The sequence below is a fragment of the Cellulosimicrobium cellulans genome (assembly GCF_042723955.1).
GTDB classification, from domain to species: Bacteria; Actinomycetota; Actinomycetes; order Actinomycetales; family Cellulomonadaceae; genus Cellulosimicrobium; species Cellulosimicrobium cellulans_H.
The window spans coordinates 41,766-54,853 of sequence record NZ_JBHXIC010000018.1; the positions used below are offsets into that span (position 1 = coordinate 41,766).

A 13,088-nucleotide genomic window follows, 5' to 3' on the forward strand; every position below is an offset into this window, starting at 1 on the left:
ATGGTGCCATCCGGCGCCGGGCGGGGCACCGGGATTGTGGACGGTCGCGCGACCTGTGGACGACCGAAGTTCAGCCGCTCCGCCCATCGACGCGGGCGCCGCGGAGGTCTACCGTCGAACCCACGGGCGCCGCTGCCCACGGCACGCGCCCGGCCAACGTCCAGCCGGAGGCCGCGCATGGTCGCCACAGCCGAGAACGGGCCCGGAGGCCCGGGGGACGAGCGCGCGGGGGCCGACCCGGCCCCGGCGGGAACCACCGCGTCCGACGCCTCTGCCCCGGACGCCGACGCGTTCGCCGACCGCCTGTTCGCCGCGACGCTCGGCGCGATCGACGTCCTCGCCGTCCACGTCGGCGACCGGCTCGGGTGGTACCGCGCGCTCGTCGACGCCGGTCCCCTCACCTCGACCGGGCTCGCCGAGCGCACCGGCACCCACGAGCGGTACGCGCGCGAGTGGCTGGAGCAGCAGGCGGCGAGCGGGATCCTCGCCGCCGAGGACCCGGGCGCCGGTCCCGCGCTCGCCGCCGACCCGGTCGCGGCGGCCCGCGAGCGCCTCTACGCCCTGCCGGCCGCGCACGCGGAGGTGCTCACCGACACGACCTCGCTCGCGTACGTCGCGCCGCTCGCACGCTTCGTCGGGGCGATCGGGCCCCAGCTCCCGCACCTGCTCGACGCCTACCGCACGGGGGGCGGCGTGTCCTGGGACCAGCTCGGCGACGACGCGCGCGAGGCCCAGGCCGAGGTCAACCGGCCGTGGTTCGAGCGCGAGCTCGCGCCGACGCTCGCGCGGGTCCCCGCGGTCCACGACGTGCTGAGCCGGCCCGGGGCCCGGGTCGTCGACGTCGGGTGCGGGTTCGGCTGGTCGACGCTCGCCCTCGCCCGCGCGTACCCGGGCGCGGTGCTCCACGGCGTCGACGTGGACCGGCCCTCGGTCGCTGCGGCGCGCGCGGCGGCCGAGGAGGCCGGCCTCGCGGACCGCGTGACGTTCCACCTCGCGGACGCCGCCGAGCTCGGCCTCGTCGAGCCCGCCGGGCTGCCCTTCGACGCGGCCTTCGCGTTCGAGTGCGTGCACGACATGCCGCGCCCGGCGGCCGTGCTCGACGCCGTGCGCCGCGCGGTCCGGCCCGACGGCGTCGTGGTCGTCATGGACGAGGCCGTGGGCGAGGAGTTCACCGCTCCCGCCGACGACGTCGACCGGGTCATGTACGGGTACAGCCTGTTCGTGTGCCTGCCCGACGGGCTGTCGTCCCCGCCGTCAGTCGGCACGGGGACCGTCATGCGCCCCGCGACGCTGCGCCGGTACGCGCGCGAGGCCGGGTTCGCCGACGTCGAGGTGCTGCCCGTCGACGACTTCTCGTTCTTCCGGTTCTACCGGCTCGTGCCCTGATCCACGGCCGGGTCGTCCCACACGACGACGTCGCCCGCGCGGATCGTGCCCGAGGACAGCAGGCGGCACACCACCCCGCCCCGTGCGTGCATCGCGCGCATCGCCCCCGGCGCGATCCAGTCGTCGAGCAGACGGCAGGGTGCGGCGATCCGGAGCACCTGGAGCTCGACGTCCCCGATCCGCAGGAACGTGCCCGGCTTCGTGGGCAGGTCGCCGTGGGTGAGCGTGACGTTGCGGCGCGTGAGGCCCGGGTCGATCTCCTGCCCGAGGTCGGCGGACGCGTCCGCCAGGTCGGTGAGCGTCTGGATCGTCACGTGCCGGTGCTTCGAGCCGTGGTACCGGTCGCCGACGAGGCCCTTGCCCTCCTCGGCCTCGACCTCCTCGACGACGCGGGTCGGGAGCCGCCGGGCCTTGGCGACGTGGATCGTGTGCACGCGGGGCTGGTCGGGCATGGTCCCAGCCTCGCACCCGGCCGAGCCGCACGACCACCGCCCGGACCGGGCGAGCGACGGGTACCGGTGTACCGTCCGGTGCATGACCGACGTCCGCAGCCGCACCCATGCCCAGGCCGTCGACGCAGCGATCGAGCTCTTCACCCGCAAGGGCTACGAGCAGACGACCGTCGAGGAGATCGCCGACGCCGCCCAGGTCAGCCGCGCCACCTTCTTCCGCCGCTACGGGTCCAAGGAGGACGTGGTCTTCGCGGACCACGAGCTCCTGCTCGACGAGGTCGTCGTCATGCTCGCCGCGACACGGCCCGTGCCCGACGCCGACGGCCGGCTCACGCCGGACCCGGCCGTCGACCCGTACGTCGAGGTCTGCCGCGCGGCGCGGCTCGTGTTCGACCACCACGTCGGGCAGCGCGAGACCTCGCTCGCGCGGTGGCAGCTCCTCCAGCAGGTGCCCGCACTGCGCGACCGCGAGCTCGTGACGACCCACCGCTACGAGCGCGCGTTCACCGCGTACCTGCGCGACGCGCTCCCGCCCGACGAGCGCCGGTCGACCGCGTCCATCGCGTTCGCGGCGTCCGTCGTCGCGGTGCACAACGCGCTCCTGCGCCGGTGGCTGCGCTCCCCCGAGCAGGACCTGCGCCCGCACCTCGAGGAGGCGTTCGCGGATCTGCGCCGCGCCGCCGTCGGCCGGTACGCCGCGCCCGACGACACCGCCACCGCCGAGCGCCGCGACTCGGGTGACGGCGTGCCCGGCCGCCGTGTCGTCGTCACCGTTGTCGACGCCGGGACGGACGCCCAGGGCGTCGCGGACGACGTCGCCCGGGCGGTCCGCGACGCGCTCGCCTGAGCCCGGACGCCACCCGTCCCAGCCCGTGGGACGGCCGCGCGACCGCGTCGCACGCGGGGAATGCGCGAGTAGCATCGGCGGTTGCAGAACGCAGTACGCACGAACGTGCTCCGGGGTCGGTGCAATTCCGAGCCGGCGGTGACAGTCCGCGACCCGCGCCCACGCGCGGTTGACCTGGTGGAACTCCAGGACCGACGGTGACAGTCCGGATGGGAGGAAGCACGTGCGGCGCGGCCGTCCTCGGCCGGGCTCTGGCGAGCCCGCGCGACGGGGCGCGGCCTCGCCGTGGTGAGCGACGCCGTCGGGCCCTCGTGGCCCGACCCTGCCGCCCGCCCTCACCCCGGAGCCGACGTGCCCGGGAGGACGAGGACATCCGATGGACCTGATCCACACGCTGTTCGACGCGCAGCTGACGATCGGCGACCAGCACCTGCTGTGGCGCGAGATCGTGGGCAACGGGTTCGGCCTGGCGTCGGCGCTGGGCGGCATGCGGCGCAAGGTGTGGGCGTGGCCGGTAGGCATCGTCGGCAACCTGCTGCTGCTCACGGTGTTCCTCGGCGCGGTCTTCGCGACGCCCAACCCGGTCAACCTGCTGGGCCAGGCCGGCCGCCAGGTCATGTTCATCGTCGTGTCGGTGTACGGGTGGGTGCAGTGGCGGCGGACCCAGGCGCGCCTGGGTGACGCCGACGCGGACAGCCACGGCGTCGCCGTCGTGCCGCGCTGGGCGTCGTGGCGGCAGCGCGCGTTCCTCGTCGTCGCGCTCGTCGCCGGGACGGCGCTGCTCACGCCGGTGTTCCGCGCGCTCGAGTCGTACGAGCCCGTCTGGGCCGACGCCTGGATCTTCATGGGCTCGCTGCTCGCGACGTACGGCATGGCGAAGGGCTGGGTCGAGTTCTGGCTCATCTGGGTCGCCGTGGACGTCGTGGGCGTGCCGCTGCTGATCTCGGCCGGCTTCTACGCGTCGGCGTTCATGTACGTGTTCTACGGCGCGTTCACGCTCGTCGGGTTCTTCGTGTGGTGGCGCATCAACCGCCGCGCGGCGGCCGCTGCCGAGGCGGACGCCGCGACGGCGGGCGCGCCCGCCTGACCCGGTTGCCTGTGGCCAGGGCAGAAGCCGTGGCCGTCGGTCAGTCCTCGAACAGCATCCGGTCCGACGGCGCCGCGCGGCTCGCGCGCAGCGCCGGGTCGGCGCACAGCGCCTCGACGAGCTCCTCGCTCCCGCCCACGTAGGTCGCGGCGGCGTCGATCTCCGTCCCGACGAACCACGAGCGGTCCTCGGGCCACCACAGGTTGGGCGGCTGCTCGTGGTCGCGGAACGCGCCGGCGTCGCCGAGCGTCCCCGTCCACAGGTGGTACTCGCGGTGCGGGAGCAGGAGCATCGGGGCGGCCGGGCGCTCGACGAGCGTCGGCGCGAGGTGCTCCCACGCCTCGGCGACCGCGCGCTCGATCTCCTCGGGCGTAGGCCGCGGCTCGTCCTCGGGCCACCCGACGAGCGGCGCGACCCCCGAGCTCGCGCGCGGGTCCGTCCCGTGGTCGTAGAGGAACGCGTGGCCCGTCCACAGGGCCAGATGCACCGGCTGGTCCCCGGTGGAGCGCCCGAGCGCGGCGACCAGGGCGGCGGTCTGCGCCGCGAGCGTGACGTCGTCGTCCCAGCCCGGGTGCGGGACGCACGCGTACGCCGCGTACCCACGCGGGACCGTGCCGTCGACGCGCGGGCCGAACTCCCCGAGCCGCTCCGCGATCCACGCGCCCGCGGAGGCGTCGTCGTCCCAGTCCACCATCCCCTGACCCTACGGGAGCCCGCCGGGGCGGCGACCTAGACTGGGCGCGTGGGCTTCCTCTACCGGGAGCGCGCCGCCCCCTCCCCCGCCGTGGACGTCGTGTGGGCCACCGTGGACCTCACCGACGGGACCTACGTCGCGTCCGCGGACGCCCGCTGGGACCTCGTCTTCACCCTCCGGGAGGGTGATCGTCGGGTCCTGCTGTCCGGGCCGTCGTCCCGGCCGACGCCCGTCCCCTACACGGCCAGGAGCCACAACCTCGGGGTCCGCTTCGCGCCGGGCGCCTACTTCGCGCACGAGCCCGTCACCGCGTGGTGCGACCGCACCGACCGCCTCCCGCTGCTCGGCCAGGGCGCGTTCGTCCTCGCGGGACGCGCTTGGCCGTTCCCGTCCCTCGACCTCGACGCGCCGGACGTCGACCTGCTCCTCGCCGCGCTCGTGGCGTCCCGGGTCGTGCGCCAGGACGCGGTGGTCGAGGCCGCGCTCGACGGCGGCGCCGGGCGCTGGTCGCCGCGCACGGTCGAGCGGCACTTCGCGCACGCCGTCGGGATCAGCCCGCAGCGGGTCCGCCGGATCGAGCGGGCGCGCGAGGCCGTGGCCCGGTTGCAGGACGGCCGCCCCATCGCGGACGTCGCGTTCCGGCTCGGCTACGCCGACCAGGCCCACCTCACCCGCGACCTCAAGCGCCTCACGGGCCTGACGCCGGGGCGCACGCGTGACCGCGGCGAACCCGTCTGAGTGTCGCGCTCGTTCAAGACAGCACCGGCGGGACGCGGTTGCGTGGTGGGGGTCACGACCGCCGCCGAGGAGGACCGGCCATGGGAACCGACACCGACCTGGACGTCCGACCGTACGAGATCGCCGTGAGCGACGCGGAGGTCGCCGACCTGCGCGACCGGCTGGAGCGCACGCGCTGGCCCGCCGAGCTCACCGGCACGTGGGAGCGCGGGACCCCGGTGGGCTACGCGCGCGGGCTCGCGGAACGGTGGCGCACGACGTTCGACTGGCGCGCGCAGGAGGCACGGCTCAACCGGATGCCGCAGTTCGTCGCGCACGTCGACGGCCAGCCTGTCCACGGGCTGCACGTGCGCTCGTCGCGCCCGGACGCGACGCCGCTGCTGCTGTGCCACGGCTACCCGACGTCGTTCGCCGAGTTCGCGCGCCTCGCCCCGCTCCTCGCCGAGCCCGACGACGGCCCGGCGTTCCACGTCGTCGCGCCGTCCATGCCCGGCTACGGGCTGTCGACGCCGCTCGCGTCGTACGGCTGGGACATCGCCCGCACGGCCAACGCGTTCGACCGCGTCATCCGCGCGCTGGGCTACGACCGGTACGCGGTGTTCGGGGGCGACGTCGGCGCGGGTGTCGCCGAGCAGCTCTGCCTGGACGCTGGCGACCGGGTGCTCGCGTCCCTCGTGTCGACGGACCCCGGCGCCATCGCGACGGCGTACACGCCCCCGACCGACCATCTCACGGACGCGGAGCGCGAGCGGCACGCGAACCTCGTCGCGGCACGGTCCGAGGACTTCGGCTACCTCCAGGTGCAGACCACGCGACCGCTGAGCGTCGCCTACGGGCTCACCGACTCCCCCGCCATGCAGCTCACGTGGATCGCCGAGAAGTTCCACGAGTGGACCGACCCTCGGCACGAGCTGCCCGAAGATGCCGTCGACGGCGACGACCTGCTCACCCTCGTGAGCGTGAGCTGGTTCGGGCGCGCGGGCGACGGCGCCGCGAACCTCCTCTACGAGGCAGCCCACGCGCAGCAGGCCTGGGGTCGCTCGCACGACCGCCCTCAGGGCATGACGGCGTTCGGGGAGGAACCGCTCATGCGCCGCATCCTCGACCCCGGGGAGTCGCTGCCCTACTGGGCGGAGCACCCGCGCGGTGGCCACTTCCCCGCCCTGGAGCGGCCCGACGACGTCGCGGCCGACGTCCGCTCGTTCCTCGGCGCGCCCGCGCTCCAGCCGGCGCGCTGACCTGGTGCGCCTGCCCCCCCGTCGCGGGGGCTCTCGGCGACGAGGCGCGGCGCTATCCCGGGAGCGCGCCGCTGAGCCCGACCTCGTTGCCGTCGGGGTCGCGGAACACGATCTTCACGACCCCGCCGTCGTACGTCTCGCGCCGGTCCGGCTCGATCCCCCGGTCCGACGCCGCCGCGAGGAACGCGTCGACGTCGTCGCGGAACACCGTGAGGACGCCGTGCCCGGCGTGCTCGGGCACCTGCTCGACGACGAGCCACCGGTGCTCGGCGAGCTCCCACACGGACTCGGTGGGTGTCGCGACGAACGTCGGCTCCGCGCCGAGCAGGCGCACGTACCAGTCGCGCGCCGGGTCGTGGTCGCGCACGTGCATCGTGACGAACAGGTCGAGGGTCATCTCTCGACGGTAGGACGGCGGCCGCGGGGCCGCACGGCGTCGCCGAACCGGCGCGATACGCCGTCTCAGATTGACTGAGACCGGGTATCGCTGCACTATGGGAGAGACCGCCGCCGACGCCGGGCCCGCACCCGGGAACCCGCGCCGGAGCCGGTCGCGCACGACCGACCGCAGCCGCCCTCCCAGGGGAGCACCGATGCCCACCACCCCGATCATGCCCGGCGTCACCGAGCCCACCTACGACCTCGCGACCCCGCTCGACCTCGACTACGCCGGCGCGTTCGCCGACGCGACCGAGGAGGACCGCGCCCACCAGCAGCGCGTCCGGCAGTTCGTCCAGGACGAGGTGCTCCCGGTCATCGACGACTACTGGGAGCGCGCCGAGGTCCCGTTCGACCTCGTCAAGCGCATGGGCGAGCTCGACCTGCTGCGCGACGGCGTCGACGTCGAGGGCCGCCCGCGCGTGAGCCTGCTCGGCGCGGGGCTCGCCGCGATGGAGATGTCGCGCGGCGACGGCTCCGTCGCGACGATCTGCGGCGTCCAGGGCGGCCTCGCGCTGCGCAGCATCCAGATGCTCGGCTCCGACGAGCAGCGGGCGAGGTACGCCGAGCCCATGGCGCGCGGGGAGATCCTCGGCGCGTTCGCGCTCACCGAGCCCACCCACGGCTCGGACTCCGTCTCGCTCGAGACGACGGCGCGCAAGGAGACGCGCGACGGCGTCGAAGGTTACGTGCTGAACGGCGAGAAGAAGTGGATCGGCAACGGCTCGTCGGGCCACGTCACGGTCGTGTGGGCGCGGCTGGTCGGCGCCGACGCCGACCCCACGAACAACCAGGTCCACGGGTTCGTCGTGCCGCAGGACACCCCCGGATACACGGGCACGACCATCACCGGCAAGGTGTCGTTGCGCGCGATCTGGCAGGCGCACGTCGTGCTCGACGACGTGTTCGTCCCCGCCGAGAACGCCCTGCCGGGCGCGCGGTCGTTCAAGGACACCTCGCGCGTGCTCTTCGCGACGCGCCTCGGGGTCGCGTGGGCCGCCGTCGGGCACGCGATGGCCTGCTACGAGTCCGCGGTCGCGTACGCGAAGCAGCGCGTCCAGTTCGGCCGCCCGCTCGCCGCGAACCAGATGGTCCAGGAGCGCCTCACCAAGATGCTCTCGACGATCACGCAGCTCCAGCTCCTCGTCGCGCAGATGACGCGGCTCGACGAGGCCGGGACACTCACCGGCCCGCAGGCGTCGCTCGCCAAGTACACGTGCACGCGCGGCGCTCGCGAGGTCGCGGCGAGCGCGCGCGACCTGCTCGGCGGCAACGGCATCCTGCTCCAGAACCGCGTCGCGCGGCACTTCGCGGACGTCGAGGCCCTGCACACGTACGAGGGCACCGAGTCCGTCCAGGCGCTCATCGTCGGGCGCGACATCACGGGCGTCTCCGCGTTCGTCTGACGGTCCCGAGGGCACCCGCCCTCCCCCAGCTCCCCGGCGCCGCTCGCCCCTCCTCGCGGCGCCGGGGCTTCCCCTTTCCGCCCTCGCCCTCCCGCCTTCTCCCCGGACGGAGCCCCATGAGCACCGACGCCACCACCCTGCCCGACGCCGCAGCCGTCACCCCCGAGGACGAGGTCACTCCGGTCCTCCTGCACGGCGCGCGCACCCCGTTCGCGCGCTTCCGCGGGGCGCTCGCCTCGCTCTCGGCCGCCGAGCTCGGCGCGCACGCGATCCGCGGCGCGCTCGCTGCGTCGGGCGTCGCGCCGGAGCAGGTCGACACCGTCATCCTCGGGCAGGTGGTGCAGGCTGGCGCCAAGCAGGGTCCCGCGCGCCAGGCCGCGATCCTCGCGGGACTCGGCTGGGACGTGCCGACCGTGACGATCAACAAGCTGTGCCTCTCGGGGCTCACCGCGATCATCGACGCGGCGCGTCTGATCCGCACGGGCGAGGCGACCGTCGTCGTCGCGGGCGGCCAGGAGTCCATGACGAACGCGCCGCACCTCGTCGTCGGGTCGCGCTCGGGGTTCGCGTTCGGCGACGTGACGATGGCGGATTCGCTCACGCACGACGGCCTGAACGACCCGTTCAGCGGCGAGGTCATGGGCGAGCTCACCGACCGCGGGTGCGCGACGCGCGGCATCGGCCGCCCCGAGCAGGACGCGTTCGCGCTGCGCTCGCACCAGCGCGCCGCCGCCGCGCGCGACGCCGGGCGCCTCGCGGACGAGATCGCGCCGGTCGAGGTACCGCAGCGCCGGGGCGAGCCGGTCGTCGTCGAGCACGACGAGGGCGTGCGCGCCGACACGACGCTCGAGGCGCTCGAACGCCTGCGCCCGGCCTTCGTCAAGGACGGCACCATCACCGCGGGGTCCAGCTCGCCGCTGTCCGACGGCGCCGCGGCGGTCGTCGTCGCGAGCCGTGCCTTCGCGAAGCGCAACGGGCTGTCCTGGCTCGCGGAGATCGGCGCCGCGGGCCAGGTCGCCGGCCCCGACAACTCGCTGCACTCCCAGCCCGCGCGCGCCATCGAGGCCGCCGTGAAGCGCGAGGGCGTCGCCGCGGCGGACCTCGACCTGGTCGAGATCAACGAGGCGTTCGCCGCGGTAGCGCTCCAGTCGGTCGCCGACCTCGGCATCGACGCGGACGTCGTGAACACCGACGGCGGCGCGATCGCGCTCGGCCACCCCGTCGGCGCGTCCGGCGCCCGCCTCGCGCTGCACCTCGCGCTCGCGCTGAAGCGCCGCGGGGGCGGCATCGGCGCGGCGGCGCTGTGCGGCGGCGGCGGGCAGGGCGACGCGCTGATCCTGCGCGCCTGACAGCCCCTCAGCGCCGCCGGGCCGGTCGCCTGGTGAGCTCCTGACGCGCCTGGACGCGCGAACCGACCAGCCCTGGTGCACGATGCTGCACCAGGGTTGGCGCGCTTCGGTCGCCGCGGTGTGACGCAGATCGCGCCGAGGCCGGCCGAAATCGCGTCATGGATCGCGTCGGGCGCGGTCTCTCTCCCTGGAACCACCCCCGACGAGAGGACCCGTATGACCACCGTGACCGACGCAGCCCGCCGCACCGCGAGCCGCGCGCGCCACTCGCACCTGTCCGCCGTCGCCGTCGCGCTCGTCGGCCTTGCCGCGGGATTCGCTGCGGCGCCCTACCTGCTCGGCTGATCTCCCGCCCCGTCACGGTGCGGTCCGCCGCGGCGGAACGAGTCGACGAGCGCCCAGACCGCGCTGGCGACGCCGCCAAGGCAGAGGACGGAGACCAACGTCAGCCCCAGCGCGTCGCCGACGTCGCCCGCGGCCCATCCCCGGACCGCTCCCAGGACCGTGAACGGGGTGAGCAGGGCGCAGAACAACAAGATGGTGACGGCCCACCAGCGGCGCCGCCGCTGGTTGCGCGGTGGCTTCGACAGCCCGTAGTGATAGAGCGCCACGCCCGGAGCCTACGGCTCGACAGCACGGTCGCGGGCGTCCGCCAGATGCTCTTCGAGGCGGTCGAGCAGCGGGACCTGACCCGCGACGACGAGCCCGCGGGCACGCGCGACCGGGAACCAGCCGGCCCGGTCGAGCTCCGGGAACTCCTGCATCCGCCCCGAGCGCGGCGGCCACTCGAGCGCGAACGTGTTGCTGGAGATCGCCGTGACGTCGAGGTCCGCCTCGCGCGCCCACGCCGCGACGAGCTTTCCGGCGCGCTGGCGCACGGTGCCGAGGTCCAGGTCGGGTGCCTCCGCCGTGGGGGCCGAGACGCCGAGCTCCTCCGCGAACTCGCGCAGCGCCGCGGCGTGGCCGTCCTCGCCCGCCTCCACCTCGCCCTTGGGGATCGTCCAGCCGCCCGCGTCCTTGCGCGCCCACAGCGGACCGCCCATGTGCCCGAGGAGCACCTCGACCACGTCGTCACGGAACCGGTAGAGCACGAGCCCTGCTGACTGCTTCACCCCTCCTTCCTACACAGCCGACGGCGGGACGGCCCGTCGGGACCGGGTTGCCGCCGCACCGCCGGGTGGGCCGCGAGCCCGCTCCGGGACGGAGAACCGGTGTCCGCCCCGCCCGGAGCGTGTGGGTGGCGCGGCGTAGCGTCGGCCGTCTCAGGACCAGAACGCAGGAGGGGACGACCATGACCACGCCGAGCGTCACGCACCTCAATCCTGCCGGGCTGCACCGCAACCCGGCGTTCTCCCAGGGCACGATCGTCGAGACCGGTCGCACGCTCTACGTCGGCGGCCAGAACGGCACCGACGCGGACGGCGCGATCGTCGAGGGCGGCATCGCGGCCCAGACGGCGCAGGCGCTGCGCAACGTCCTCGCCGTGCTGGCCGAGGCCGGCGCAGGGCCGGAGGACGTCGCGCGGCTCGCCGTCTACCTCGACCCCGAGGCTGATCTCATGGAGGGTTTCGCCGCGGTCGGCGAGGTCTGGGGTCCGCACCCGGCCGCCGTGACGGTCCTGCGGCTCGGGATCGGCCGGCCTGGCGCGCTCGTCGAGATCGAGGCCGTCGCGGCACTGCCCGCGTGAGCCGTCCCGACTGACACCCCTCTCCACGGGCGTGCGACCGCGCCCCCGGCTACCGTCCGGGGGTGCCCGCCGACCCTGTCCGCCGCCGCCCGCTGGGGCGCGCCCTGGGACGGGCCGCGGCGTACGGGGTCGCGGCGTCGGTCCCCGTCCTCGTGCTCGCGTGGCTCGTGCGCGCCGAGTCAGGGCTCGTCGTCGACGCCGACCGTGCCGCCGTCGCCGCGGCGACCCGGTTCACCGGCGAGCGGCCCGCGTTCGAGCGCACGCTGCTCGTGGGTCAGGAGGCGCTCGCCGCGCGGTGGATGAACCTCGCCGCGATGGGCGTGTGCCTCTGGGCGTGGCGGCGTCGCGGCCTCGGGTCACGCGCGGCCTGGGCGGCGGGGACCATCTGGGGCGCGTGGGCGCTCGGTCTCGGGGCCAAGGAGCTCGTCGACCGCGCGCGTCCCGTCGTCGAGGACGCGGTGACCGTCGTCCCCGGGTCCAGCTTCCCGTCCGGGCACGCGATGAACGCCGCCGCCGTCGGGGTGAGCCTCACGGTGCTCGTCTGGCCGCTGCTCGGGCGACGCGGCCGCATCGCCGTGGTGAGCGGCGCAACCGCGCTCGCCCTCGTCACCGCGGCCGACCGCGTGCTGCTCGGAGCGCACTATCCGTCCGACGTCGTCGGCGGCATCCTCTTCGGCGGCGCCGTCGCAGGGGCGTCCGCCGTCGGCTACCACGGGTGGACGTCCGCCCGGACCGCCCGCTCTTCCGGCTCCGCTCCCAGGAACGAGGTCTGATGCATCCCTTCGTGCACCGCTACGAGCTCGACACGACCCGACCCACCGCGAAGGAGGTGCTGCGCGACGTCGGTCTCCGGGCGTTCCTCCCCGGCGCCGTCCTGTGGGTGCTCATCGTCGCAACCGGGTTCCTCGTGACGGGTCCGCTGGGTGACCTGCCCGGCGAGGTCGGGGTGAACCGCTGGCTGGAGGAGCGGCGCACACCCTTCTGGGACACCGTGACCGACGTGTTCTCCCTGATCGGGACGACCGAGTTCATCATCGGCGGGACCGTGCTGACGATCCTGCTCGTCTGGTGGCGCACCCGGCAGTGGTGGTTCGCCGTCGTGCCCGCGCTCGCCGTCGCGCTCCAGGCGCTCATCTTTCTCACGTCGTCGATCGTCGTGGGGCGCGAACGCCCCGACGTCTCGCGGCTCGACGAGGCGCCGCCCACGTCGAGCTTCCCGTCCGGCCACACCGGCGCGTCCGCGGCGTTCTACCTGACCCTCGCCCTGCTCGCGCAACGCATCACCCACCCCGTCCTGCGCGTCGTCGTCACGATCCTGTGCTGCCTCGTGCCGCTCGCGGTCGGCATGTCTCGCCTCTACCGCGGCGCGCACGGCCCGGCCGACGTCGTGATGGGCCTGATCAACGGCATCGTCTGCTGCGTGCTCGCCTGGAACTACCTGCGCCGCGACGCCGCCGCGAAGCGCTGAGAGCAGACGTCCACGCGAGAGAAGGCCCCGGTAGCGCGAGGTAGAACCCCGGTAACGTGAGATAGAACCGTGGTTGCGCGAGGTAGAACCGTGGTCACGCGAGACAGAACCGTGGTCGCGCGAGATAGAACCCGGGTTGTGCGAGATAGAACCCGGGTTGTGCGAGATAGAACGCTGGTCCGCGAGCCCCTCCCACGACGACGGCGGGGGGGGGGGGGGGGTAGAGGCGCCCGCGCGCGGGCGGTGCGGCGGGCGCGCGCGGAGGCGGGCGGGCGCCGCCCCGCCCTCTGAGCCCGCC

At 74.8% G+C, this 13,088-nt stretch carries 16 protein-coding genes and 1 riboswitch; of the genes, 11 read left to right on the forward strand and 5 right to left on the reverse strand.

Annotated features, from left to right (window positions below; translation table 11 throughout):
• Positions 1-177: 177 nt before the first annotated feature.
• Positions 178-1,386 carry a class I SAM-dependent methyltransferase gene (locus ACFWH7_RS07355; RefSeq protein WP_378215819.1) on the forward strand — a complete coding sequence of 403 codons (1,209 nt, stop codon included), beginning with the start codon at positions 178-180 and terminating at the stop codon, positions 1,384-1,386.
• On the opposite strand, the gene ACFWH7_RS07360 is transcribed toward ACFWH7_RS07355, so the two are convergent.
• Complete coding sequence (locus tag ACFWH7_RS07360) at positions 1,368-1,838, reverse strand: MOSC domain-containing protein (protein WP_378215820.1); 471 nt, start codon at positions 1,836-1,838, stop codon at positions 1,368-1,370. The two genes, ACFWH7_RS07355 and ACFWH7_RS07360, sit on opposite strands and share 19 nt — an antisense overlap.
• 82 nt (positions 1,839-1,920) lie before the next feature.
• On the opposite strand from ACFWH7_RS07360, the gene ACFWH7_RS07365 reads away from it, so the two are divergent.
• A complete protein-coding gene (locus tag ACFWH7_RS07365; protein ID WP_378215822.1) occupies positions 1,921-2,685 on the forward strand; it encodes a TetR/AcrR family transcriptional regulator in 765 nt (254 codons plus the stop codon).
• Between the two features lie 102 nt (positions 2,686-2,787).
• Positions 2,788-2,911, forward strand: a riboswitch (FMN riboswitch).
• Positions 2,912-3,061: 150 nt separating this feature from the next.
• Positions 3,062-3,772: a nicotinamide riboside transporter PnuC gene (gene pnuC, locus ACFWH7_RS07370; RefSeq protein ID WP_378215823.1), complete on the forward strand. Its 711-nt coding sequence runs from the start codon at positions 3,062-3,064 to the stop codon at positions 3,770-3,772.
• Positions 3,773-3,812: 40 nt separating this feature from the next.
• On the opposite strand, the gene ACFWH7_RS07375 is transcribed toward pnuC, so the two are convergent.
• Entirely contained in the window at positions 3,813-4,466 is a 654-nt protein-coding gene (locus tag ACFWH7_RS07375) for a hypothetical protein (RefSeq protein WP_378215825.1), read from the reverse strand.
• A gap of 48 nt (positions 4,467-4,514) precedes the next feature.
• Here ACFWH7_RS07375 and ACFWH7_RS07380 point away from each other — a divergent pair, with 48 nt between their 5' ends.
• Positions 4,515-5,204: an AraC family transcriptional regulator gene (locus ACFWH7_RS07380; RefSeq protein ID WP_378215826.1), complete on the forward strand. Its 690-nt coding sequence runs from the start codon at positions 4,515-4,517 to the stop codon at positions 5,202-5,204.
• Positions 5,205-5,284: 80 nt separating this feature from the next.
• The gene (locus ACFWH7_RS07385; protein ID WP_378215827.1) at positions 5,285-6,442 is read left to right on the forward strand and encodes an epoxide hydrolase family protein; all 1,158 of its coding nucleotides are present in this window, start codon (positions 5,285-5,287) and stop codon (positions 6,440-6,442) included.
• Between the two features lie 52 nt (positions 6,443-6,494).
• Here the strand turns inward: ACFWH7_RS07385 and ACFWH7_RS07390 are convergent, their stop codons facing one another.
• Positions 6,495-6,839: a VOC family protein gene (locus tag ACFWH7_RS07390; RefSeq protein ID WP_378215828.1), complete on the reverse strand. Its 345-nt coding sequence runs from the start codon at positions 6,837-6,839 to the stop codon at positions 6,495-6,497.
• A 196-nt stretch (positions 6,840-7,035) separates the two neighbouring features.
• On the opposite strand from ACFWH7_RS07390, the gene ACFWH7_RS07395 reads away from it, so the two are divergent.
• The 3 genes from ACFWH7_RS07395 to ACFWH7_RS07405 all read left to right on the forward strand — a co-directional run bounded on the left by ACFWH7_RS07395 (position 7,036) and on the right by ACFWH7_RS07405 (position 9,980).
• Positions 7,036-8,286 (forward strand): acyl-CoA dehydrogenase family protein, encoded by a 1,251-nt coding sequence (locus ACFWH7_RS07395; protein ID WP_378215829.1) that lies wholly within the window; start codon positions 7,036-7,038, stop codon positions 8,284-8,286.
• Positions 8,287-8,402: 116 nt separating this feature from the next.
• A complete protein-coding gene (locus ACFWH7_RS07400) occupies positions 8,403-9,635 on the forward strand; it encodes an acetyl-CoA C-acyltransferase (protein ID WP_378215830.1) in 1,233 nt (410 codons plus the stop codon).
• A gap of 216 nt (positions 9,636-9,851) precedes the next feature.
• Positions 9,852-9,980: a hypothetical protein gene (locus ACFWH7_RS07405; RefSeq protein WP_277513988.1), complete on the forward strand. Its 129-nt coding sequence runs from the start codon at positions 9,852-9,854 to the stop codon at positions 9,978-9,980.
• Here the strand turns inward: ACFWH7_RS07405 and ACFWH7_RS07410 are convergent.
• Both ACFWH7_RS07410 and ACFWH7_RS07415 read right to left on the reverse strand, forming a co-directional pair.
• Positions 9,965-10,246: a hypothetical protein gene (locus ACFWH7_RS07410; RefSeq protein ID WP_378215831.1), complete on the reverse strand. Its 282-nt coding sequence runs from the start codon at positions 10,244-10,246 to the stop codon at positions 9,965-9,967. The two genes, ACFWH7_RS07405 and ACFWH7_RS07410, sit on opposite strands and share 16 nt — an antisense overlap.
• Positions 10,247-10,255: 9 nt before the next feature.
• On the reverse strand, positions 10,256-10,747 hold the full coding sequence (locus ACFWH7_RS07415; protein WP_378215832.1) for an NUDIX hydrolase: 492 nt from the start codon (positions 10,745-10,747) through the stop codon (positions 10,256-10,258).
• Positions 10,748-10,926: 179 nt separating this feature from the next.
• Between ACFWH7_RS07415 and ACFWH7_RS07420 the strand changes: the two genes are divergently transcribed.
• From ACFWH7_RS07420 to ACFWH7_RS07430, 3 genes are all read left to right on the forward strand, one after another.
• Positions 10,927-11,322 carry a RidA family protein gene (locus ACFWH7_RS07420; protein ID WP_378215833.1) on the forward strand — a complete coding sequence of 132 codons (396 nt, stop codon included), beginning with the start codon at positions 10,927-10,929 and terminating at the stop codon, positions 11,320-11,322.
• Positions 11,323-11,384: 62 nt separating this feature from the next.
• Positions 11,385-12,095 (forward strand): phosphatase PAP2 family protein, encoded by a 711-nt coding sequence (locus ACFWH7_RS07425; protein ID WP_378215834.1) that lies wholly within the window; start codon positions 11,385-11,387, stop codon positions 12,093-12,095.
• Entirely contained in the window at positions 12,095-12,790 is a 696-nt protein-coding gene (locus tag ACFWH7_RS07430; protein ID WP_378215835.1) for a phosphatase PAP2 family protein, read from the forward strand. The genes ACFWH7_RS07425 and ACFWH7_RS07430 overlap by 1 nt, the downstream gene beginning before the upstream one ends.
• Positions 12,791-13,088: the final 298 nt, after the last annotated feature.

What these genes read in the sequence shown, in the direction of transcription:
- ACFWH7_RS07395 (WP_378215829.1), top strand. Translation starts at nt 7,036, where the DNA reads ATGCCCACCACCCCGATCATGCCCGGCGTCACCGAGCCCACCTACGAC.
- ACFWH7_RS07430 (WP_378215835.1), top strand. Translation starts at nt 12,095, where the DNA reads ATGCATCCCTTCGTGCACCGCTACGAGCTCGACACGACCCGACCCACC.
- ACFWH7_RS07390 (WP_378215828.1), bottom strand. Translation starts at nt 6,839, where the DNA reads ATGACCCTCGACCTGTTCGTCACGATGCACGTGCGCGACCACGACCCG.
- ACFWH7_RS07405 (WP_277513988.1), top strand. Translation starts at nt 9,852, where the DNA reads ATGACCACCGTGACCGACGCAGCCCGCCGCACCGCGAGCCGCGCGCGC.
- ACFWH7_RS07400 (WP_378215830.1), top strand. Translation starts at nt 8,403, where the DNA reads ATGAGCACCGACGCCACCACCCTGCCCGACGCCGCAGCCGTCACCCCC.
- pnuC (WP_378215823.1), top strand. Translation starts at nt 3,062, where the DNA reads ATGGACCTGATCCACACGCTGTTCGACGCGCAGCTGACGATCGGCGAC.
- ACFWH7_RS07355 (WP_378215819.1), top strand. Translation starts at nt 178, where the DNA reads ATGGTCGCCACAGCCGAGAACGGGCCCGGAGGCCCGGGGGACGAGCGC.
- ACFWH7_RS07360 (WP_378215820.1), bottom strand. Translation starts at nt 1,838, where the DNA reads ATGCCCGACCAGCCCCGCGTGCACACGATCCACGTCGCCAAGGCCCGG.
- ACFWH7_RS07385 (WP_378215827.1), top strand. Translation starts at nt 5,285, where the DNA reads ATGGGAACCGACACCGACCTGGACGTCCGACCGTACGAGATCGCCGTG.
- ACFWH7_RS07365 (WP_378215822.1), top strand. Translation starts at nt 1,921, where the DNA reads ATGACCGACGTCCGCAGCCGCACCCATGCCCAGGCCGTCGACGCAGCG.
- ACFWH7_RS07375 (WP_378215825.1), bottom strand. Translation starts at nt 4,466, where the DNA reads ATGGTGGACTGGGACGACGACGCCTCCGCGGGCGCGTGGATCGCGGAG.
- ACFWH7_RS07420 (WP_378215833.1), top strand. Translation starts at nt 10,927, where the DNA reads ATGACCACGCCGAGCGTCACGCACCTCAATCCTGCCGGGCTGCACCGC.